Here is an 18652-nt window from a genome sequence, read left to right as displayed (position 1 = left end):
CGGCTTCGCCAAATGGAGGGCAGATGGTGCTCAATCTCGAAACACTGAAGGCGACACTGGTCCTTTACGGTCTCAATGCCGTCTTTGCGATCCTGCTTCTGGTTCTCGGATGGTATGCCTCGGGGATTGCGCAGCGCTTCGTATCGCGTGTGCTTACGGCAACGCATCGGGTCGACGCTCTGGTCACGGTGTTCCTGTCGAGCCTTGCCCGCTATGCAGTGCTCGCGGTGGTCGGTATCGCCGTTCTGCAGCTGTTCGGCATTCAGACGGCAAGCCTGGTTGCGGTGCTCGGCGCGACGTCTCTGGCCATCGGGCTGGCGCTTGCGGTGCTCTACCGCTATGGCCCAAGCCGAACAGAGCCGCGCTGGCAATGGCTGAGCGTCGGCCCCGTTGCGGCAGCTGTGCTGTGGCAGATCGGTTCGTCGCTGCTGTCCTGGTACCTTGCGATTTCGGCAATTACAGTGCGACCTATGGCTCGCTGGGCGCCCCCATTGGCTTGATGACCTGGATCTGGATGTCCGCGATCATCGTGCTGTGCGGGGTATTGAATTCGGAGATCGAGCATCAGACCGCGATCGATTCGACCGAGGGCCGCCGCAAGCCGCTCGGCGCCCGCGGCGCCGGAATGGCCGATACTGTCGGCAAGACCTTCTAGCACGGAAGCCGTTCGCTGAAATCGCTTTCGCTCGAAAGCCGTTTCAGTACTGCCGCACAGTCGGCCGAAATACCACCCAGATCGCGACCGATAGCAACCCCAAACCGCCGAGCACCAGGAAGGCCGGGCCGTAGCCGAGCCACTGCGCGATCCAACCGCCGAGCGCGGGGCTGAGCGACGCGCCGACGCCCTGCACCGTGATGACGGCGCCTTGTCCGAGGTTGATACGGCCGGACCCGTTCAGCGATCGCGCAACCATTCCCGGCACCGCGACGCTTTGCAGCCCGGCGCCAATCCCGTCGAGAATCTGGACCGGCACCACGCCCCACCAGCCGGAGAGAAAGAAGGCAAGCACTCCGCGCACGGGCAGCGCCAGGAACGACAGCAGGAGGACGATCCAGTAATTGCGGCGCTCGGCTGCATGCATGCCGGCTATCGACGCAAGGATCATCACCGCCTGGGCGATGACGATTGTGGTTGCCACGAAGCTCGGGCCGTTGGCATGGCCGTCGGCCACCGCGGCAAGGCCGTAGAGCGGCACGATCGCTGCATTGCCGAGATGGAAGGCGGCCAACGCAACAGCGAGCACCAGCAGCGGCCGATGCTTGACCAGTACCGTGAAGCCGCTGGGCTGGCTTTCCGGATCATCCTCCTTGCCGCGGGCCGCGTGATAGTCGATGCTGTCGGGTGGGATCATCAGGACGCAAGCGATCGTGATCGCACCGAACATCGCCGCGAGCAGGAAGACCGCCACGTAGCCGTACTGCCAGCCGAGATAGCCGGACGCAGCGGCTCCAACCATGTTGCCGGCGTGGTTGAAGGCCTGATTGCGGCCGTTTTGGCGATTGAAACCGCGCTGCCTGACGATGCCCAGCGTGATGCCGGTGACGGCCGGAACGATGGCCGCTCCCGCGATCGATGTCGCGACCTGCGACAAGGCGACGGCCCAGAATGTCTGCGACAGTAGGATCGCGGCTGACGCGACCACGACGGCGACGCCGGGCAGGATCACCCATGCCCGCTTATGGTTGGTCGTGTCGATACAGCCGCCGATCGGAGTCGTGATCAGCATGCCCGCGACATTGCCCAGCGTCATCGCGGTGCCGATCAGCCCGCTGCTCCAGCCATGCAGCTGCAGAAAGATCCCGACGAACGGTCCGATCCCGGACTGCATGTCCGCCATGAAGAAGTTGACGGCGAGCAGGGGCCACATGGATACGGCGGACGATTTTGCTTTGCGGTGGCCCATGTTCCATGAACGCGCGTGACCCCCGAAGGACGCCGCGGCGTCTGAATTTTTTCTCCGGCCGCCGCCGTGACCCACGCAGGAACTAACGGCATCGCGCACGCTTATGCCGAATGGTTCAGATCAACGTTCTGGAAAAGCCGATCGAGCGCATCAAGGAAACCTGCGAGCTGATGGGCATCGCAGACAAGTTCGATCGCGCGCTTCCCGAGCTCGAGACCTTCCTCGAGGCGGAGGTTGCTCGCGGCGAGGTGCGCGAGACAAGGCTGACGTTTGACGGGCTCTGCCACCTGCGACAGCTGTTGGCGACAGTATGACGCCTGTCAGACGCTCGCCGGGCAACTGCGACGGCAGCGCGTTGATCGAGAATCTTTCGGGCAAGCGCCAATGGAGCAATTTATGGATTTGAGAGGCAACAAGATCGCTATCCCGGCGCAGTGCGGCATGAGACGTTGACATGGCATTTTCGCAAGAGATGAAGCGATGCATCGAGACCTGTCTGTTCTGTTACAAGACCTGTCTCGCTACGGCGATGAACCATTGCCGCGTCACCGGCGGCAAGCATGTCGAGCCAGCGCATTTCCGCCTCATTATGGCCTGCGCGGAAATGTGCCGGACTGCGGCTCACTTCATGCTGATTAACACACCGCACCACAAACACACCTGCCGCGAATGCGCGGAAATCTGTGCCGAATGCGCCGAAGACTGCGAGCGTGTCGGCGGTATGGACGAATGTGTCGCGATGTGTCGTGCCTGCGCGGAATCATGCCGGAAGATGGCGGCCTGAGCGCCAACCGCCTTTCGCATGGATTCCGACAGTCCTTGTCTACTTCATCAGAACGTAAACGAGAACGATGATTGCCAGCGCAATGATGATCGACGTGACGATCATGCCGTATGGACGCGCCTGCCTTGCTTGTGTCGTCTCGGCGATGCTCGGCGGCGCCGGCTCAGCGGGACCTTCCCTGACCATGTTGGCGTCCTGCTCGTGGCAGCTCTATGCCGACGCCGCCGACGCAGATTGGTTCCTAATGCAGTCCGTGACCGGACCGCGCGGCTTAGGAACCTCACTTTGAACGCGCCGTTGGACCCCTTTCGGAGCTGCGCAAATGCAACAAGAGGTCACGACAGTTGCCACGCATCCTGTCAATCCGGCTTCCACGGCAAGGATAGGCACACACCCCATCCATCCGATGCTGGTGCCGTTTCCAATCGCGTGCTTTGTCGGCACATTGGTGACCGACATTGCCTATTGGCAAACGGCCGAAATGCAGTGGGCCAATTTTTCGGCGTGGCTGTTGTTCGCGGGGCTTATCATGGGCGGCCTTGCCGCGATCGCAGGCCTGATCGACTTCCTGAGCAATCGCCTGATCCGAAGGCTGCCCTACGCCTGGTTTCACATGGTCGGCAACGTGATCGTGATGCTGCTCGCGCTATTCAACGCCTTCATCCACAGCCGCGATGCCTGGACGTCAGTGGTGCCGACCGGCCTGGTGCTGTCGGTGCTGACGGTGCTCGTCATGCTGTTCACGGGCTGGCTCGGCTGGGCGATGGTTTATCATTTTCGGGTCGGAGTGGCGGGCTGATGCTGATTGATCTGATACGGACCACCCACCTCAAAGTTGCGATGACGCTGATGGCCGGTTTGTGGCTCGCAGCCTGCAGCAAGGAGACCGCGCCCGACCCAAAAACCCAGATCGGCGCCCGCCCGGATTTGCCGGGGCTGGAGCAGTATCTGGTGCCGCCCATGCATGTCGCTTCGGTCGTCGGTTGGAAGCAGGGCGAGAAGCCCAAGGTGCCGGACACCTTGCAGATCAATGCGCTCGCGACCGGCCTGCAGCATCCGCGCTCACTCTATGTGCTTCCCAATGGCGACATCCTGGTCGTCGAATCCAAGGCGCCGGGGACTGAGCCGATCAAGCGGCCGAAGGACTTCATCATGAAATGGGTGGAGTCATGGGCGACCTCCGGCGGCGACACCGGCGACAGCAATCGCATTACTCTGTTGCGCAGCAATGGCGACGGAAAGCCGGAGATGCAGAGCGTCTTCCTCGATCACCTCCATTCGCCGTTCGGCGTGGCATTGGTCGGCAGCGATCTTTATGTCGCAAACACCGACGCCATTGTTCGCTATCCGTATCACGAGGGCGAGACCAAGATCACCGAGCCAGGGCAGACCCTTACCCAGCTGCCCGGCGGCCCGATCGACCATCACTGGACCAAGAGCCTGGTAGCGAGCCCGGACGGCGCATTGCTCTATGTCGGCGTGGGGTCCAACAGCAACATCACCGAGAATGGCATCGAGGCCGAGAAGAACAGGGCGGCGATCCTCGAGGTCGAGCGCGCCACCGGTCGCTGGCGGATATTCGCCAGCGGGCTGCGCAATCCGAATGGCCTGACCTTCGAGCCGCAAAGCCATGCGCTGTGGACGGTCGTCAACGAACGCGACGAGATCGGCCCGAACCTCGTGCCTGATTATCTGACGTCGGTGAAGGACGGCGGGTTTTACGGCTGGCCCTACAGCTATTTCGGCCAGCACGTCGATCCGCGGGTGCAGCCGCAACGGCCGGACCTCGTTGCGAAGGCCGTGGTCCCGGACTACGCGCTCAGCTCGCACGTCGCGCCGCTGGGGTTGGCTTTCTACAGCGGTGACCTGTTGCCGTCGTCGTACCGTGATGGTGCCTTCATCGGCGAGCACGGCAGCTGGAACCGGCCGCAGCTCAACGGCTACAAGGTTGTCTATGTGCCGTTCGCCGACGGCCATCCGAACGGACCTGCGCAGGATGTCGTGACCGGATTCCTGAGCGAGGATGAAAAGTCGCGCGGCCGGCCGGTGGGACTGGCGATCGACAAATCGGGAGCGCTGCTGATCGCCGACGACGTCGGCAATACGGTGTGGCGCGTCAGCGCCTCGGGCCGGCTCTGACGGCTCCCACGCGCGCGCAAACGATTGGAGAACAACATGAGTGACGGCTCGGTCAAGAAAGTATCCGTCAGCACCTCGCCGAAAGGAGAGATGGGCCAGACCTATCTCGTGTCAGGCAAACGCGTGGCGATGCGGCTCTGGAATAACGAGCAACCGCAACCCGGCTCTTCCGATCGCCGCGACTACGAGACGGTCGGATATGTCGTCAGCGGTGCGGCCGAGCTGACCCTGGAAGGACAGACCATCCGCCTGCAGCCCGGCGATTCCTGGCTGGTGCCCGCGGGGGCGGAGCACCGCTATCGTATTCTCGAGCCATTTACAGCGGTCGAAGCCACCGCGCCGCCGGCGCAGGTGCATGGCCGAGACAAGGTTCAATCGTAGAGGCTGGATATGTCCAACATGCTCGAGGAGAAGCTCAGGGAAGCCATCATCGGTGAATTGGAGCGGCAGGCCGCCAACCGGCCGGACGAACTTCGCGTACGGGCGGCTGCAGACTTGTCGGTCAGCGGCACGGTCGAGCTCGATGCGCTGGTCATGGTGACCGCGGGCTCGGTTACCGGAGGACCATGAACGTGGAGCGTTAGGAACTCATGGGCGCGCAGACGCTTCTGCACCTGAGGAGATCGACATGAATAAAAAACCAAAACCCGTGACACAAGATTCCGGCCGCCCGGGCGACTGGGGGTCACATGCCCAAACCGACAAGCCCTGGAAGGGCAATCCCGAGAAAGAGCAGCGCTCGGGAGACGAGAAGCCGGACCTGGAAAACTGGCATGAATCGAACACGCAGTGATGTGCGGGCGCTTGGAGATACCGAATGGATATGGGCCTCGAAATCATCTATGGCATCACCGCACTCGTGCTGCTTACGGCCCTGATTTTCGGGGTTCTTCAGTACCACTTCCGCAACAGGCGTGCCGTTCAGGCCGCCAATGAGATCGTCCGTGAGAGATACAAGCGGAACGAGACATGATGCAGCGCGATCTCAGCGCTTACCTTGGAGGAGATGATGGGATTGGCTCAATATGCGGTAATCGCATCGGGCGAAGAATGGAGCGTCCTACATGACGGCAAGGTCAATGGCGGATACGCCACCAAGGAAGCTGCGTTCGAGTCTGCAGCAGCCGCCGCGGCATTGGCGATCAGGATGGGCCACGAGGTCCATGTCAGCGTGCCGGGGCGAGAAGAGGGTGAGGCTGCTCTTACCAAGCACGCGAGCTGATGTATTGCTGCTGTCGCATCGCGCGTTTTGACGAGATGCGGCTTGGTCGGAACTCATGTGGCGGCGCGCCAAAGCAGGGCCGTGTCGATCAGCGCTATGATCCCCACGAAAATCAACATCCAGGGAACATAAGCAAGCATTGATGCACCTAGCGGAAGCTCTCCGCTCCGCGAGCAGAGGATGCGGAGCAGGAGAGCGAACGGATTCGTCTAGAGTTGGGCGTGCTGGGTCGTCGGCCGGGAGATCTGGCTAAGAGCCGCGCCGGTACCGTCGTTCGGCTGGATCTGCGCGATATCCCCGAGTGCGATGATGCCGACCAGGCGCTTGTCTCGGTCTAGCACGGGGAGGCGCCGGACCTGGATCGCCCCCATGTTCTGGGCGATATCCTCGATCTCCTGATCCTCGAAACAATACTTCACCTCGGCGGTCATGATGTCGCCGACCCGCGAGTCCGGCCCTCGGCCCATGCCGACACCGCGAATCGCGATGTCGCGATCGGTGATCATACCGACTAGACGCTCATTGTCGGCGACCGGCAGCATGCCGACACCCAGTGTTCCCATGGCCTCGGCGACATCGCGGAGCGTGTCATCGGGAGTGCACAGCTGGACCTCGGGTGTCATCGCGTTGGATATCTTCATCAGCGCCTCTCCATTTGGCTGGCTGTTTCGATTGCCTAACGACGCGGCTCAAGGCGACGTTCCTAACGTGTGCCGAGCTACCTGCCATTCTCCGTCGTCAGCTCGAACGACCTGATGGTGAACTGTTTCTCGATGGTACGCAGAAGATCGACCGGCGATGGGGCGTCTTCCGGCCGTTGCCACCAAACCTCAAAGACATAATCGGCCTCGGCTGAGCCCTCGCGGCGTCGTTGTTCTTGGAACCGGCCTCTATAGTGCAGCGACTTGATCAAGTTTGGCAGTGCGTCGATCACGCCGATGTCGGCTTCATAGGTGACGGTCAACGTCGCCCGGTGGCGCCGGGGGAGCTTCACGTCGACCCATTTGAGGCCCGAGAGGGTGCAAACCCCAATGGGGGTCGCGACGCACCCCAGCGCGAGCTGGCCGCCACCAAGGCAGAGACCGATGACCGTGATCAACCAGAGCGTCGCGGCCGTGGTCACGCCGGTGACCGGGTCCCCTTCTTGAGGATCGTGCCACCGCCGATGAAGCCGACGCCCGTCAAGATACCGAGCGGGAGCTGCATCAGGTCCATGACCGCAAAGGAGCCGGAGCCCTTTCTGTCGAGCGGGAGAAGAAGATTGGCCTGGATTCATCGACAACGAGGCGGCGAGGCCGACCAGGATCGTGGTCCGTAGCCCGGCCGCGTGTCCGCGGGGCCGCGGTCAAACCCGACGATGGCGCCGGCGAGAACGGTCAGAGCGAGGCGGACGGCGATGTCTGTCTAGGTGGGATGAAGCGGCATGTCCCGCTCCGCACCTAGGATACACCACGATAGGGCGCCGACTTCAGGAGCCGTGCAAGATGCGCCGCGTTAGCGGCGAGCATCTTGGTGGTCTGCACCGTCTTATCGTAGGGCTTATCGAGATCCTTGTAGTCGGTTGATCCCATCGCCTCGCCAACCCAATAGGTGCCGCCGCCGGCTGGAATGGTGAAGCCCACGTCGTTCAGTGCCTGGAACAGTTCGGCGTGGCAATGATGGGCACCATCCTCGTTGCCGACCACGGCGACGATCGCGACCTTCCCGAAGGACGGCATGCGGTTCTTGTCGTCGGTTTCTGCCAGGAACGCATCCATTCGCTCCAGCATCCGCTTGGCGACGCTGGATGGCTGGCCCAGCCAAATCGGCGTCCCCACGATCAAAATGTCGGACGCGAGGATCTTGCCGCGCAGCGCTGGCCAGTCATCGCCGAGGCCTTCATCGGAGGCGACACCGGGCTTGATGTTGAGATCGACGATGCGAACAACTTCGCCGGACACCTTGTGCTCACCGAGGGCATTGAGCAATTCCGCGAGCAGTTTTTCGGTCGAGGATGAATCATTACCCCGCTTCAGCGTGCAATTCAGCGCGACGGCTTTCAGCGCATCAGAGGACATCGCATCGGTTCCTTTCCTAAGGAGGCCAATGCAGCGCGGAAATGTTCGTTCCTATCGGGTGGGCGCGCGAGGAGCCGCGAGGCCGAGCAGCTTGCAGAGCCTCCTCGCGTCGGCGGGAGCCGCGCTTTTCTGGTCATTGTCGAAATAGACGTAGACGTCACATCCCTGCCGCTTCCAGCCGCGGATGCGCTTCGCCCAGTCCGAAAGTTCGGCGGGCTCGTAGTGGCCGCGGTATCGGCCGCCCGGGCCGTGGCCGCGGACATAGACAAAATCGGCTGTGCGCTTCCAGGGCGCGGGGGCGTCGTGATGATCGGAAATGCACAGCGCCATATTGCGCGCCGCCAGAATCTTCAGGATGCGCGGCTCGTACCAGCTCGGGTGTCGAAACTCGAAAGCATAGCGCCGCCGTCGCTTCAGCAGCTTGAGGAACGATGTCAGCCGGTCAGCGTCCGCAGTAAAATTCGGCGGCAGCTGAAACAGGATCGGGCCGGCCTTGTCGCGCAGTAATGACAGGCGGTCATCGAGCAGTTCAAGACTGTTGATCGAGTTTTCGGAGAGGCGCTTCCAGTGCGTGATGAATTTCGATGCTTTCCAGGCGAAGGTGAAATCCCGGTTGGTAGCCTCGCGCCAGCCCGTGACCGCCTTTTCTGTCGGCGTGCGATAGAAGACACCGTTAAGCTCCGTGGTACGGAACTGGCTCGCGTAGTAATCGAGTTGCCGTTTGAGCGGCAATCCCTTCGGAAAGAACGGGCCGCGCCAGGACGCATAGTGCCAGCCGGAGGTACCAATCAATACGCGCGCCATGCAGTAGTCCGAGCTCTGGATCAATTGGTTCGGCGGCGCCTTACTCCTTGCCTGGGAGGATGGTCTCCAGCACCTGCCGTGCGGCGCCACGAATCACGCCAACCTCATGGGGATCGCCCTTGGCCAGTGCGATGGAGAAGTTCTTGGCCTGCTCCAGCGTGATGTGCGGCGGCAGCGGCGGTACCTCCGGATCGGTCTTCACCTCGAGCACCACCGGGACATCGCTCGCCAGGGCCTGTTCCCAGGCCATTCCGATAAGGTCCGGGCGATCGAGATAGATCCCGCGCAATCCAATCATCTCGGCAAAATGGGAATAGGAGACGTCAGGAATGCGCTGTGATGCCTCGAACTTGGGATCGGCATTGATGATCCGCTGCTCCCAGGTCACCTGGTTGAGGTCCTCATTGTTGAACACGCAGACGATCCAGCGAGGGTCTTTCCACTGGCGCCAGTATTTGGCGACCGTGATCAGCTCGGCCATGTTGTTCATCTGCATCGCGCCGTCACCGACCAATGCGATCACCGGACGGTCAGGATCGGCATATTTGGCGGCGATCGCGTAGGGGACGGCGGCGCCCATCGAGGCGAGGCCGCCCGAGAGCGAGGCGTTGATACCGCGTCGCATCTTGAGGTCCCGCGCGAACCAGTTGGCGCAGGAGCCGGAATCGCTGGTGATGATGGCGCGGTCGGGAATCCGGGGCGAGAGCTCCCAGGTAACGCGCTGTGGGTTGACCGGCTTGGCGGGTTGCCGGGCGCGATCCTCGAGCGTCTTCCACCATTCTTGAACATTGTCCTCGATTGATCTGCGCCAGCCGTCCACGGGCTTCTGCTTCAGACGCGGCAGCAGGGCGCGCAGCGTTTCGGCGGCATCGCCGACCAGGCCTACCTCCATCGGAAAGCGGATCGACAGCATGCTGGCGTCGATATCGATCTGAACGCCACGAGCACTACCTTCCTTTGGCAGGAACTCGGCATAAGGGAAGGCCGACCCCACCATCAGCAGCGTGTCGCATTCCATCATCAGGTCATAGCTCGGCTCGGTACCGAGCAGCCCGATCGAGCCGGTGACCCAGGGGAGGTCGTCCGGCAGCACGGCCTTGCCAAGCAGTGCCTTTGCGCACCCCGCCGAGAGCCGGTCCGCCACGGCGATGACGTCGTCAGTGGCGCCGAGTGCGCCGGCGCCGACCAGCATGGCGACCTTCTTTCCGGCGTTGAGGATGTCAGCCGCATGATCGAGCTCGGCCTCATGCGGGACGATGCGGGGAGGAGCGTAGCCGATGCCCGAGCGCAGTGTGCCATGAGCGCGAGGCGGGTCTTTGTAGGTCTCCTCCTGAAGATCGTTCGGCAGGATGACCGCCGTCACCGTGCGCCTCGCCAGCGCGATCCGCACCGCACGGTCGATCAGGTGGCGAACCTGGGCGGGCGAGGAGGCCTGCACAACATAGGCGCCGGCGACGTCCTTGAACATCGAGACCAGGTCAAGTTCCTGCTGATACTGGCCGCCCAGCGCATTGCGCGCCTGCTGACCGACGAGCGCTAGCACCGGCTGATGATCCAGCAGCGCATCATAGAGGCCGGTCGTGAGATGCGAGGCTCCCGGTCCTGAGGTCGCAATGCACACCCCGAGACGCCCGGAGAACTTGGCGTAGGCCGATGCCATGAATGCGGCCATCTCCTCGTGGCGCGCCTGAATGAACTCGATGCGGCCGGCTGCGCGATTGAGGGCGCCGAACACACCGTTGATGCCGTCGCCGGGATAGCCGAAAATGTGCCGTACGCCCCAGTCATGGAGGCGGTGGACGACGAAATCGCTGACGGTCTGAGACATGGTCATTCACCTTGGCAGGGTCGTTAGCGGGAACCCCGCGGACAGCCCCTTGTCGTTACGCTTCTTTGCCGGGTTAGGCAGCTCGCCGCTTTCGGGTCCGTGCCGCCTTCTTTGCTGAACGTGACCGCTCCGCTGCGGAACGGTTTGCGGATGCCGCACCGCCGAGCCTGCCGCCTTCGCGCGAGGGCGCGTGATCGTCTTCCTTGCCACGGCCGGACCCGGCCTTCTTGCCGCCGTGGGTCTCCTTGTTCACGGTTGCCCAGGCGCGCCGTTCGGCTTCGTTCTTCGTGACGCCGCGCTTCTCGTAACCTTGCTCGATATGCTCTGCTTGTCGCTTCTGCTTGTCGGTGTAGCTCGACTTGTCACCACGCGGCATGTGCATCTCCTTGTTTATTTTGGCGGCTTCATTCCGGGGTTCCGGCGAATGCAATCACACCCGGAGGGCGTTGCGAACAGGTCGGGCATCCTCGCAAGCGGCACTCGGTGATTCCGCCGACGATCCGGCATACGGGTTCGCCGGCAGATGATTGAAGGCTGAACGGCCGGAACGCCAAGCCGTTCCTATCCCGAACGGTGAAGCAGGCCGAAGACCAGCGCGACCGCAGCGAACGCTGCAATCGTGCAAGCGAATGCGATGTCGGCGACCGTCGTGTTGGTGAGGCTCGACAGCACGCCGACGCCGATCACCGGCAGCGCATTGCCGATGAAGCAGCAGACGAAATAGGTTGATACCACCGCCGCACGTTGATCCGCAGGTGCGATCTCATTGACTACCTGGAGGCTGCCGCGATAACCGAGCCCCGTCGACACGGCGACGACAATCGTCGCCGCCAGCATGACCAAAATAGACGCCGAAACCTGTGCGACGACGATCGCCGCCGCCGCCGGGATCATCAACGCCAGCGACCACAGCATCGAGGTCCGGCTGGCGAGCGTCTGCGTGGCCACGATGACCAGCGCGACGACGATGGCGAGTTCGAACAGCAGTGCCCCGCCCGCGGCGCGGTTCTCGATGCGAAGATTGTGCGACAGGATCGACGGCATCAACGAGGCATAGAAACCAACCAGTGCCATCAAACCGAATCCGGTGATGGCAGGGGCGACGAACTGGGCCTGGATCTTTCGTGGCAGCGCCAGCTTCGGTCGCATCTCGATCTGTCCGGGATCAGGCTGCTGCACGGTTTCGCGGGTGAACCAGATCAGCGCGGCGACGGCGCACGCGATAGCGAGATAGACCACAAACGACAGGTGTAGCGGCCAGGGGGCATATTGCGCGAGCAGCCCCGACAGCAGTGCGGTGAGACCAATACCAAGGAAGTTGGTGCTGGTGCCAATGATGGCCGCGCGTCCCTTGTCTGCTTCACCGACCAGTTCGGCCAGCCACGCATTGCCGGTGCCGCTGGCAAGGCCGATGCCGAGACCGCTGAGGATGCGGCCGATATAGAGCCAGGCAACGCCGCGGGCGAACAAGAAGACCAAAGCGGCGACGATCAGGACCATAATCGCCGACAATGCCGTCACCCGGCGGCCGGCCCGGTCGGAGGCGCGGCCCAACAGCAGCAGTACTGCGATATTGCCGATCGCGTAGGCCGCATAGATCAACGTCAGGGTGATCTGCGAGAAGCCAAACGCCTTCTGATAGACCAGGTACAACGGCGTGATCAGGGTGCTGAGGCCGAAGGCTGTGGCAACCAGCATCCCGACCGCTGCGAGCGCAGCAGTATTCCGAAGTTCCACCCGATGGGCGCGTGCGGTTGCAAAGTGCGCCATTCGAATTGCCTCATAAAGCCGGGATAGCGGGGCAATCCGCGATCGGACCGTTCGTTCCAGGCGAAGCCGCGGGCAGCCCGATCGGCGACTGCCCGCGGTCGATGGCTACTTGCGGTTCTTGTCGAGGTCCTGCGCCATCGCGAGATGGTGCTTGAGCGCGAGCAGGGTCTTATCCGCCCAGTCCTTCAGCTTCGGATCGTCGCCACCCTTGGCGTAGCGCTCGAACAGCGAGACCGCGTCCTTGTGGGCGCTGACCTGCATCGGATCGTACTCGCTGGCGAAATCGTCCGCCTTGGCGTCGCGCAGCCGGCCGAGCTTTTTCTGGGAACTGTCGTCGAGGCCGGTCGGCAATGCCGACGCCATCTCGCCACTGACCATCGCCTTGAGCTCCGTACTGGTCTTGGTATGGTCGGTCATCATCTGATCGGCGAACTTCTTTTCGGCGGCATTTCCTTTCTGCTGAGCGATCTTGGCCGCTTCGATCTCCAGCATGTCGCTGGTTGCGGCTTCCTTGATGAAGTCTTCCGTCTTCGGCGCGACGCCGAGCACCGAGTTGACGCCGCTCTTCTCACCCACTGACTGGGCCAACGCCGGCGAGGCCAGCGCACAACCGAGTGCAATCGCCAGAATGGTTCGCTTCATGGCCGGTCTCCTCAGGCCGCTTCGGCGTTGATCGCGCTGACCGCGAGCTTGGTGAGGGCTTCATCCGTCTTCTTTTCCTCGGCCAAGGTCTGGTCGATCAGCTTGACGGCGTCCTTCATGCTGAGCTTGGCCGCCCAGGCCTTTAGGGTGCCGTAGCGGGCGATCTCGTAATGCTCGACCGCCTGAGCCGCGGAGACCAGACCCGGATCGAGTGCCGGCGTGTCGGCGTACTCCTCCATAATCTCCTTGCCTTCGTCGAGGATGCCCTCGATGGCATCGCACTTCTTGCCGCGTGCGGGCTTACCCATCAGATCAAAGATTTGTTCGAGCCGATCGATCTGTCCTTCGGTCTCGTCATGATGCTTCTCGAACGCGGCGCGCAGCTGGTCGGAGCCAGCGGCCTTGGCCATGCGCGGGAGCGCCTTGAGGATTTGCTTCTCGGCGTAATAAATGTCCTTGAGGGTATCGAGGAAGAGGGCGCTGAGGTCTTTCTCCGGCATGGGTCTGCTCCGTGTCTGCGGGTTGATATGCACCCACAACCGGCGCTCCGGGACCTCGTTCCTATCTGCGCCGGCGCATCCGCCATCGGCGATCGCGTAGCTTTGCCGCAAGGCCGTCAAGGAATGAAGCCTCGGCGCAGCCGTTGGAGGGGCTCATCTTTCAACGGAGGACAGCGATGGATTGGAATCGTGTCGAAGGCAATTGGAAGCAGATGAAGGGCAAGGTCAAGGAGCAGTGGGGCAAGCTCACCGATGACGATCTCGACGTGATCGCCGGCAAGCAGGACCAGCTCGAAGGCCGCCTCCAGCAGCGCTACGGCTATGCCAAGGACCAGGCCACCAAGGAAGTGAACGACTGGTACGGCCGCCAGAAATGGTGAATGAGGCTGTACTCGAAGGGCCCCGCCTTTGACGAGGCCCTTGCGGTCTGGAACGGTGGCTGATGCCCAGCGTTGGAGGATGTTGTCATCGCCCCTAACCACGGATTTCCATGCCGATCACGGTCCGGCCGACAACGCCCGATATTGCCATTGCGCGCACCATCTCGCGCAACACGACACCGCCAACCGAGCGCGCGGCCTCGATCCTGACATGGGTGGCTGACGAGCACGTCGTCTGTGCCGCGACATTGGGGTGGTGGTTATGGTGCCGCCGCAAATCCGAGCCCCAGCGCCTGGCGAGCGACCACCTTCTGGTCACGGCGTTGGCCGCGTCGCTTGTTCCGCATCTGCTGAAATCGGTTTTCGACCAGGAGCGGCCCGACCGGCTTACCGTTGTCGGGCATCTCCATGGCATTCCGATCTCGGGCAGGGCGAAGGACGCGTTTCCCTCCGGCCACGCCATTCAGGTCGGCGCCATCAGTTCGGCCGCGAGCCAACTCCCCCAAGGCGAGCGTCGAATGGTCCGCGCGCTCGGGGCCTGTCTGATATCGACGCGCGTGTTCTTGCTGGCGCACTGGGCGAGCGATGTCGTCGTGGGATCGGTGATTGGGGTGGTGCTCGAGCGGCTGATCCGGTGCGTGACCGGCTACGGTAGCAAGTCAATCTAACACGCCCGACATGCTGCGCCGGGCCCAAAGAGCTGTCTCACGTCCGGGTCAGGAAATCCATCAGTCCGAGCCAGAGCAGGATACCGAGCCAGAACAGGCCGGCGCCGGCAAACAGCAGGGTGAGCGCATCGCGATGCCGCAGCTCCATGAAGATCGCGGCGACCAGGGCGGCCTTGGTGACGCCGATGCCGAGCGCCACGACCGCATTGGCGGCGCCGAGCGGCACGTAGGCTATCGTCACGGTCAGTGCGAGCAGGCCCAGCAGGCCGAGCCAGGCGGCGATCAGCGAAAGCGATGGGCGCCATTGTGTCATCCGGCCGACCTCCCGGGCAGGTAGATCAGCGCGAACAGGAAGATCCAGACGATGTCGACAAAATGCCAGTACAGCGCCGCGCTGTGCAGCGCTGCGCGGTGCCGAGTTGTTCGGGCCTCGCGGCAAAGGGCCGCCAGAATCCCCAATAATCCGATGCCGATGATGACGTGGAGGGCGTGGATCGCAGTGGCGATGAAGTAGAAGATGAAGAACAACTGGACGCCGTTGGCGAGGTCCCCTGAGAAGCGGAAATCGATGCCCGGTACGAGATGTTCCTCGTACTCCCCGTGATATTCGATGCCCTTCAATACGATGAAGGCGAGCCCGAGGGAGATTGCGCCGGCAAGCAGCCCGGCGGTCAATCTTCGGGTCTCGGCAGAGAAGATCTCGACGGCCCAGGCGACCAGGAAGCTGGAGGTGAGCAGGATCGCGGTGTTGGCTGTCCCGATCACGATCTCGGTGTGCTGGCTGCCGGTGGTAAAGCCCTGCGGATAGGCGTGCCGGTAGACGAAATAGGTGAGCAGCAAGCCGCCGAACAGCAGCACCTCAGTCGCGATGAAAACCCACATGCCGAGCTCGGCGGTCTCGTCACGATGGGCGGCCGAGGCAAATTGCGGGGCGACGGCGGGACTGTCAGGCATTCTGTGGCTCCGCCTCGAATTTGCGCGAATATTGATAGGGCGCGCGTGTCACGACCGGCTGAACGTCGAAATTGTGCTCCGGTGGCGGCGACGATGTTTGCCATTCGAGCCCCGGCGCATCCCACGGATTCGAGGGGGCGCGCGCGCCGAAGAACACGGAATAGCTCAGATAGAACAGCGGCAGCAGGTAGGCGGCGGCAAGAATCGTGGCGCCGCCCGACGACAGCACATTCCAGACCTGGAATTCGGGCGGATAGACGTGGTAGCGCCGCGGCATGCCCTCGGCGCCGAGTACGAATTGCGGGAAGAACGTCAGGTTGAAGCCGAGGAAGATCAGGATCGCGGCGGCGCGCGCCCAGTATTCTGAGTAGAGCCGGCCCGTGATCTTCGGCCACCAGTAATGCAGCCCGCCGAAATAGGCTGTCACCATCCCGCCCACCATGATGTAGTGGAAATGCGCGACCACAAAATAGGTGTCGGTAGCGTGGACGTCGAAGGCCAGGCAGGCGAGGAACAGGCCGGTCAGCCCGCCGATCGTGAACAGCCCGATGAAGGCCAGCGCGTACAGCATCGGCGCGTCGAACCGCAATGATCCCTTGTGCAGGGTAGCGGTCCAGTTGAAGACCTTGATCGCGGAGGGCACCGCGACGACGAAGCTCATGAAGGAGAACACGAGGCTCGCGAGCAGGGATTGTCCGGTCACGAACATGTGGTGGCCCCAGACCAAAAAGCCGAGCGCGGCGATCGCAAGGCTCGCCCAGGCCACGAACTTGTAGCCGAACACCTGCTTGCGGGAAAAACACGAGATCAGTTCGTTGATCACGCCCATGCCGGGCAGGATCATGATGTAGACCGCGGGGTGCGAGTAGAACCAGAACAGGTGCTGGAACAGGAGCGGATCGCCGCCGATCCGCGGATCGAAGAAGCCGACGCCGAAGAAGCGCTCGACCGCGATCAGCACAAGCGTGATCGCCAGCACCGGGGTGGCTAGGACGAGGATCACCGAGGTCGCGTAGAGCGACCAGAGAAACAGCGGCAGCCGGTACCAGGTCAATCCCGGCGCACGCAGCCGATGAATGGTGACGATGAAGTTCAGTCCGGTCAGGATCGACGAGAAGCCGGCGATAAAGACGCCGGCGGCGGCGACCATGACGTAGCTGTTGGAATAGAGCGTCGAGAACGGAGTGTAGAAGGTCCAGCCTGTGTCGATGCCGCCGGCCAGGATCGCAAACAGCGTCACGCTGCCGCCCAGCATGAATATGTACCAGCTCAACAGGTTGAGGCGGGGGAAGGCGAGGTCGCGCGCGCCGATCATCAGCGGCACGATGAAATTGCCGAGCGTGTTGGGGATCGACGGGATCAGGAAAAACCATACCATGATGATGCCATGCATGGTGAACAGGCGGTTGTAGATGTCGTCGCTCACCAGATCCGCCTGCGGCGTGGCGAGTTCGATCCGTATCGCGGTTGCCGCCGCGCCGCCGATGAAGAAGAACAGCGTAAGGCTTGCGAAGTAGAGGATCGCGATCCGCTTGTGGTCGGTCGTGAAGAACCACGATCGCAGCGTGTAATCGGCCGTGAGGTAGTTGGGTTCAATCATGGCTGTCGACCCAGCGATTTGATGTAGAGAACCAGGCGAAGCAGCTGATCCTCGGTGATCTTGCCCTCGAAGGACGGCATTAGCGGCTCGTAACCCGCGGCGATCTGGCTGCGCGGCAGCAGGATGGAGTCGCGGATATACTTATCATCGGCGATCACGGTGCTGCCGTCGGACAGCGGCACCGGGCGTCCGTAGACGCCCTCCAGCAGAGGCGCATGGATCTTGCTGCTCGCGCTGTGGCAGCCGCTGCATCCGAGCTGGCGGAACAGCGCGCCGCCTTCGTCCGCGAGAGGACTTGCAGGCGCCTGTTGCGAGAGCCAATTGGCAAAATCGGATTGCTCCATCACCACGATCTCGCCGGTCATTCCTGAGTGCGCGGTGCCGCAATACTCGGCGCAGAAAAGATGATAGTGCCCGGTCTTCTGGGCCGTGATCTCGAGGTCCTGATAGCGCCCGGGCACCACATCATGCTTCAGACGGAGCGCAGGAATGAAGAAGCTGTGAATGACGTCCTGCGAGGCCATCACGAGCCGAATCGGACGGTCGACTGGCATGTGCAACGCGTTGATCTCGGATTGACCGCCGGGATGCTGCACCTTCCACATCCACTGCTTGGCGACCACGAACGCGGTCAATTCGTCGGGCGGTTTGCGGTAGAGTTCGAAGTAGACGGCCGCCCCCCAGGCGAACAGGGCGAGAAAGCAGAGCAGGGAGGCCGTGGTCCAGCTGACCTCCCAGTGCCAGCTCTTGGCCTCGTGGTTCTCGCGGTCCACGTCGTTGCCGGCGCGGTACCGCACGCAGAACAGCGCGAGGAGGAAGAACAGCAGGCCCAGCACCAGAGCGCTGGCGATCAGGAGCCCGGCGAACAGCAGGTCGACGTCGCCGCCTTCCGGGGACACGCCGGGGTGCCAGAACGGAATCCACTGGCGCCACATGCTCAGGCGACCGCCGATAATCTGGCGGAAAGATCGCAATTCATGGGGTGGGCCATCCCGGCAGCCCCTTTCGCAGCAGCATTTCCGTGGCGCGCTTGACCGGCACGCGCACGATCCCGCGGTCGCGGTCAACCCAACCGTAAGTGCCCGTCACCTCAGCATCGCTGCGGCGTGCACGTGCGAGTTCGTCGGAGGGCGCGACTTCCAGCGGCGGCGCGTTCGAGCTGAGTGCCGGTCGCGCAGTGGGGCTGGCGTAGTGCGACGATTGCGGAAAGATCAACGGCATCACGAGTGGAACGATCAGTACGAAGGCGCCGAGACCGGCTGCGATCCAGGCGACGGCATTGGTCGCGATGTCCGACCGTTCGAAGTCGAATCCGCTCGTCTGAGCCATGTTCCGGATCCTTGCGCGCCGCATGATCAATGCGGAACGGCTACCGGTGTTCCTCCGCTAGGAACCAATCG

29 protein-coding genes are annotated in these 18652 nt (G+C 62.6%); 13 read left to right on the top strand and 16 right to left on the bottom strand.

The features are described 5' to 3' along the window. Positions 1 to 23 precede the first annotated feature (23 nt). Together CK489_RS42965 and CK489_RS42960 are read left to right on the top strand one after the other, a co-directional pair. The gene (locus CK489_RS42965) at positions 24 to 500 is read left to right on the top strand and encodes a YhjD/YihY/BrkB family envelope integrity protein (RefSeq protein ID WP_502694160.1); all 477 of its coding nucleotides are present in this window, start codon (positions 24 to 26) and stop codon (positions 498 to 500) included. 14 nt (positions 501 to 514) lie between these two features. After that, entirely contained in the window at positions 515 to 655 is a 141-nt protein-coding gene (locus CK489_RS42960; protein ID WP_502694166.1) for a hypothetical protein, read from the top strand. A 43-nt stretch (positions 656 to 698) separates the two neighbouring features. Here the strand turns inward: CK489_RS42960 and CK489_RS36655 are convergent, their stop codons facing one another. Next, positions 699 to 1868 carry an MFS transporter gene (locus CK489_RS36655; protein ID WP_245350655.1) on the bottom strand — a complete coding sequence of 390 codons (1170 nt, stop codon included), beginning with the start codon at positions 1866 to 1868 and terminating at the stop codon, positions 699 to 701. 146 nt (positions 1869 to 2014) lie between these two features. Between CK489_RS36655 and CK489_RS36650 the strand changes: the two genes are divergently transcribed. Continuing rightward, positions 2015 to 2218, top strand: a complete 204-nt coding sequence (locus CK489_RS36650; protein ID WP_095735694.1) for a hypothetical protein — start codon at positions 2015 to 2017, stop codon at positions 2216 to 2218. 140 nt (positions 2219 to 2358) lie between these two features. After that, positions 2359 to 2688: a four-helix bundle copper-binding protein gene (locus CK489_RS36645; RefSeq protein WP_095735693.1), complete on the top strand. Its 330-nt coding sequence runs from the start codon at positions 2359 to 2361 to the stop codon at positions 2686 to 2688. Between the two features lie 39 nt (positions 2689 to 2727). Here the strand turns inward: CK489_RS36645 and CK489_RS41580 are convergent, their stop codons facing one another. Then, positions 2728 to 2874, bottom strand: coding sequence for a hypothetical protein (locus tag CK489_RS41580; protein WP_158226551.1), 147 nt, complete (start codon positions 2872 to 2874; stop codon positions 2728 to 2730). 136 nt (positions 2875 to 3010) lie between these two features. On the opposite strand from CK489_RS41580, the gene CK489_RS36635 reads away from it, so the two are divergent. The 7 genes from CK489_RS36635 to CK489_RS36615 are packed head-to-tail and all read left to right on the top strand — an operon-like array spanning position 3011 to position 6049. Continuing rightward, positions 3011 to 3487 carry a DUF2231 domain-containing protein gene (locus CK489_RS36635; protein ID WP_095735691.1) on the top strand — a complete coding sequence of 159 codons (477 nt, stop codon included), beginning with the start codon at positions 3011 to 3013 and terminating at the stop codon, positions 3485 to 3487. A gap of 41 nt (positions 3488 to 3528) precedes the next feature. Next, entirely contained in the window at positions 3529 to 4827 is a 1299-nt protein-coding gene (locus CK489_RS36630) for a PQQ-dependent sugar dehydrogenase (protein ID WP_198961118.1), read from the top strand. Between the two features lie 36 nt (positions 4828 to 4863). Continuing rightward, positions 4864 to 5208, top strand: a complete 345-nt coding sequence (locus CK489_RS36625; protein WP_095735689.1) for a cupin domain-containing protein — start codon at positions 4864 to 4866, stop codon at positions 5206 to 5208. A gap of 9 nt (positions 5209 to 5217) precedes the next feature. Further along, positions 5218 to 5397 (top strand): hypothetical protein, encoded by a 180-nt coding sequence (locus CK489_RS36620; protein WP_143278307.1) that lies wholly within the window; start codon positions 5218 to 5220, stop codon positions 5395 to 5397. Positions 5398 to 5455: 58 nt separating this feature from the next. Next, on the top strand, positions 5456 to 5620 hold the full coding sequence (locus CK489_RS41985; protein ID WP_198961110.1) for a hypothetical protein: 165 nt from the start codon (positions 5456 to 5458) through the stop codon (positions 5618 to 5620). A gap of 24 nt (positions 5621 to 5644) precedes the next feature. Beyond that, entirely contained in the window at positions 5645 to 5800 is a 156-nt protein-coding gene (locus CK489_RS41575; RefSeq protein WP_158226550.1) for a hypothetical protein, read from the top strand. 36 nt (positions 5801 to 5836) lie between these two features. Continuing rightward, positions 5837 to 6049, top strand: coding sequence for a hypothetical protein (locus CK489_RS36615; protein ID WP_095735770.1), 213 nt, complete (start codon positions 5837 to 5839; stop codon positions 6047 to 6049). A 209-nt stretch (positions 6050 to 6258) separates the two neighbouring features. On the opposite strand, the gene CK489_RS36610 is transcribed toward CK489_RS36615, so the two are convergent. The 9 genes from CK489_RS36610 to CK489_RS36570 all read right to left on the bottom strand — a co-directional run bounded on the left by CK489_RS36610 (position 6259) and on the right by CK489_RS36570 (position 13650). After that, entirely contained in the window at positions 6259 to 6690 is a 432-nt protein-coding gene (locus tag CK489_RS36610; RefSeq protein ID WP_095735688.1) for a CBS domain-containing protein, read from the bottom strand. A gap of 77 nt (positions 6691 to 6767) precedes the next feature. Next, positions 6768 to 7172 (bottom strand): MgtC/SapB family protein, encoded by a 405-nt coding sequence (locus CK489_RS36605; protein WP_349626978.1) that lies wholly within the window; start codon positions 7170 to 7172, stop codon positions 6768 to 6770. Between the two features lie 316 nt (positions 7173 to 7488). Then, entirely contained in the window at positions 7489 to 8106 is a 618-nt protein-coding gene (locus CK489_RS36600) for a flavodoxin family protein (RefSeq protein WP_095735686.1), read from the bottom strand. A gap of 51 nt (positions 8107 to 8157) precedes the next feature. Then, positions 8158 to 8910, bottom strand: a complete 753-nt coding sequence (locus tag CK489_RS36595; RefSeq protein ID WP_095735685.1) for a DUF72 domain-containing protein — start codon at positions 8908 to 8910, stop codon at positions 8158 to 8160. Positions 8911 to 8950: 40 nt separating this feature from the next. Further along, positions 8951 to 10738: a thiamine pyrophosphate-requiring protein gene (locus CK489_RS36590; protein ID WP_095735769.1), complete on the bottom strand. Its 1788-nt coding sequence runs from the start codon at positions 10736 to 10738 to the stop codon at positions 8951 to 8953. A 73-nt stretch (positions 10739 to 10811) separates the two neighbouring features. Then, positions 10812 to 11114 (bottom strand): plasmid stabilization protein, encoded by a 303-nt coding sequence (locus CK489_RS36585; RefSeq protein ID WP_095735768.1) that lies wholly within the window; start codon positions 11112 to 11114, stop codon positions 10812 to 10814. A gap of 185 nt (positions 11115 to 11299) precedes the next feature. Continuing rightward, positions 11300 to 12508, bottom strand: a complete 1209-nt coding sequence (locus tag CK489_RS36580) for an MFS transporter (RefSeq protein ID WP_095735684.1) — start codon at positions 12506 to 12508, stop codon at positions 11300 to 11302. A 105-nt stretch (positions 12509 to 12613) separates the two neighbouring features. Then, on the bottom strand, positions 12614 to 13150 hold the full coding sequence (locus CK489_RS36575) for a DUF4142 domain-containing protein (protein WP_095735683.1): 537 nt from the start codon (positions 13148 to 13150) through the stop codon (positions 12614 to 12616). Between the two features lie 11 nt (positions 13151 to 13161). Next, the gene (locus CK489_RS36570; protein WP_095731220.1) at positions 13162 to 13650 is read right to left on the bottom strand and encodes a YciE/YciF ferroxidase family protein; all 489 of its coding nucleotides are present in this window, start codon (positions 13648 to 13650) and stop codon (positions 13162 to 13164) included. 176 nt (positions 13651 to 13826) lie between these two features. On the opposite strand from CK489_RS36570, the gene CK489_RS36565 reads away from it, so the two are divergent. Both CK489_RS36565 and CK489_RS36560 read left to right on the top strand, forming a co-directional pair. Further along, entirely contained in the window at positions 13827 to 14030 is a 204-nt protein-coding gene (locus CK489_RS36565) for a CsbD family protein (RefSeq protein ID WP_050630357.1), read from the top strand. Positions 14031 to 14140: 110 nt separating this feature from the next. Then, positions 14141 to 14698, top strand: coding sequence for a phosphatase PAP2 family protein (locus tag CK489_RS36560; protein ID WP_095735682.1), 558 nt, complete (start codon positions 14141 to 14143; stop codon positions 14696 to 14698). Positions 14699 to 14735: 37 nt separating this feature from the next. On the opposite strand, the gene CK489_RS36555 is transcribed toward CK489_RS36560, so the two are convergent. The 5 genes from CK489_RS36555 to CK489_RS36535 are packed head-to-tail and all read right to left on the bottom strand — an operon-like array spanning position 14736 to position 18581. Next, positions 14736 to 15011: a cytochrome C oxidase subunit IV family protein gene (locus tag CK489_RS36555; RefSeq protein ID WP_095735681.1), complete on the bottom strand. Its 276-nt coding sequence runs from the start codon at positions 15009 to 15011 to the stop codon at positions 14736 to 14738. After that, entirely contained in the window at positions 15008 to 15652 is a 645-nt protein-coding gene (locus CK489_RS36550; RefSeq protein ID WP_095735680.1) for a cytochrome c oxidase subunit 3, read from the bottom strand. Before CK489_RS36550 ends, CK489_RS36555 begins: the two co-directional genes overlap by 4 nt. Next, complete coding sequence (ctaD, locus tag CK489_RS36545; protein ID WP_095735679.1) at positions 15645 to 17252, bottom strand: cytochrome c oxidase subunit I; 1608 nt, start codon at positions 17250 to 17252, stop codon at positions 15645 to 15647. The genes CK489_RS36550 and ctaD overlap by 8 nt, the downstream gene beginning before the upstream one ends. After that, entirely contained in the window at positions 17249 to 18187 is a 939-nt protein-coding gene (gene coxB, locus CK489_RS36540) for a cytochrome c oxidase subunit II (protein ID WP_095735678.1), read from the bottom strand. Before coxB ends, ctaD begins: the two co-directional genes overlap by 4 nt. Before the next feature lie 40 nt (positions 18188 to 18227). After that, positions 18228 to 18581 carry a hypothetical protein gene (locus tag CK489_RS36535; protein WP_143278306.1) on the bottom strand — a complete coding sequence of 118 codons (354 nt, stop codon included), beginning with the start codon at positions 18579 to 18581 and terminating at the stop codon, positions 18228 to 18230. Positions 18582 to 18652: the final 71 nt, after the last annotated feature.

This window comes from Bradyrhizobium sp. UFLA03-84 (assembly GCF_002289535.1).
Classification (GTDB): domain Bacteria; phylum Pseudomonadota; class Alphaproteobacteria; order Rhizobiales; family Xanthobacteraceae; genus Bradyrhizobium; species Bradyrhizobium viridifuturi.
Note: the sequence above shows the minus strand (reverse complement) of the source record. Positions and strands in the feature narration are given on the sequence as shown.

Bases quoted from the DNA above. Each gene is read 5' to 3' on its own strand.
- CK489_RS36535 (WP_143278306.1), bottom strand. From the start codon at position 18,581: ATGGCTCAGACGAGCGGATTCGACTTCGAACGGTCGGACATCGCGACC.
- CK489_RS36655 (WP_245350655.1), bottom strand. From the start codon at position 1,868: ATGTGGCCCCTGCTCGCCGTCAACTTCTTCATGGCGGACATGCAGTCC.
- CK489_RS36615 (WP_095735770.1), top strand. From the start codon at position 5,837: ATGGGATTGGCTCAATATGCGGTAATCGCATCGGGCGAAGAATGGAGC.
- CK489_RS36635 (WP_095735691.1), top strand. From the start codon at position 3,011: ATGCAACAAGAGGTCACGACAGTTGCCACGCATCCTGTCAATCCGGCT.
- CK489_RS36585 (WP_095735768.1), bottom strand. From the start codon at position 11,114: ATGCCGCGTGGTGACAAGTCGAGCTACACCGACAAGCAGAAGCGACAA.
- CK489_RS41985 (WP_198961110.1), top strand. From the start codon at position 5,456: ATGAATAAAAAACCAAAACCCGTGACACAAGATTCCGGCCGCCCGGGC.
- CK489_RS36620 (WP_143278307.1), top strand. From the start codon at position 5,218: ATGTCCAACATGCTCGAGGAGAAGCTCAGGGAAGCCATCATCGGTGAA.
- CK489_RS36610 (WP_095735688.1), bottom strand. From the start codon at position 6,690: ATGAAGATATCCAACGCGATGACACCCGAGGTCCAGCTGTGCACTCCC.
- CK489_RS36565 (WP_050630357.1), top strand. From the start codon at position 13,827: ATGGATTGGAATCGTGTCGAAGGCAATTGGAAGCAGATGAAGGGCAAG.
- CK489_RS41575 (WP_158226550.1), top strand. From the start codon at position 5,645: ATGGATATGGGCCTCGAAATCATCTATGGCATCACCGCACTCGTGCTG.
- CK489_RS36550 (WP_095735680.1), bottom strand. From the start codon at position 15,652: ATGCCTGACAGTCCCGCCGTCGCCCCGCAATTTGCCTCGGCCGCCCAT.
- CK489_RS36645 (WP_095735693.1), top strand. From the start codon at position 2,359: ATGGCATTTTCGCAAGAGATGAAGCGATGCATCGAGACCTGTCTGTTC.
- CK489_RS36580 (WP_095735684.1), bottom strand. From the start codon at position 12,508: ATGGCGCACTTTGCAACCGCACGCGCCCATCGGGTGGAACTTCGGAAT.
- CK489_RS36630 (WP_198961118.1), top strand. From the start codon at position 3,529: ATGACGCTGATGGCCGGTTTGTGGCTCGCAGCCTGCAGCAAGGAGACC.
- CK489_RS36575 (WP_095735683.1), bottom strand. From the start codon at position 13,150: ATGAAGCGAACCATTCTGGCGATTGCACTCGGTTGTGCGCTGGCCTCG.
- CK489_RS36650 (WP_095735694.1), top strand. From the start codon at position 2,015: ATGGTTCAGATCAACGTTCTGGAAAAGCCGATCGAGCGCATCAAGGAA.
- CK489_RS36560 (WP_095735682.1), top strand. From the start codon at position 14,141: ATGCCGATCACGGTCCGGCCGACAACGCCCGATATTGCCATTGCGCGC.
- CK489_RS36590 (WP_095735769.1), bottom strand. From the start codon at position 10,738: ATGTCTCAGACCGTCAGCGATTTCGTCGTCCACCGCCTCCATGACTGG.
- CK489_RS42960 (WP_502694166.1), top strand. From the start codon at position 515: ATGTCCGCGATCATCGTGCTGTGCGGGGTATTGAATTCGGAGATCGAG.
- coxB (WP_095735678.1), bottom strand. From the start codon at position 18,187: ATGTGGCGCCAGTGGATTCCGTTCTGGCACCCCGGCGTGTCCCCGGAA.
- CK489_RS36600 (WP_095735686.1), bottom strand. From the start codon at position 8,106: ATGTCCTCTGATGCGCTGAAAGCCGTCGCGCTGAATTGCACGCTGAAG.
- CK489_RS36625 (WP_095735689.1), top strand. From the start codon at position 4,864: ATGAGTGACGGCTCGGTCAAGAAAGTATCCGTCAGCACCTCGCCGAAA.
- ctaD (WP_095735679.1), bottom strand. From the start codon at position 17,252: ATGATTGAACCCAACTACCTCACGGCCGATTACACGCTGCGATCGTGG.
- CK489_RS42965 (WP_502694160.1), top strand. From the start codon at position 24: ATGGTGCTCAATCTCGAAACACTGAAGGCGACACTGGTCCTTTACGGT.
- CK489_RS36555 (WP_095735681.1), bottom strand. From the start codon at position 15,011: ATGACACAATGGCGCCCATCGCTTTCGCTGATCGCCGCCTGGCTCGGC.
- CK489_RS41580 (WP_158226551.1), bottom strand. From the start codon at position 2,874: ATGGTCAGGGAAGGTCCCGCTGAGCCGGCGCCGCCGAGCATCGCCGAG.
- CK489_RS36570 (WP_095731220.1), bottom strand. From the start codon at position 13,650: ATGCCGGAGAAAGACCTCAGCGCCCTCTTCCTCGATACCCTCAAGGAC.
- CK489_RS36595 (WP_095735685.1), bottom strand. From the start codon at position 8,910: ATGGCGCGCGTATTGATTGGTACCTCCGGCTGGCACTATGCGTCCTGG.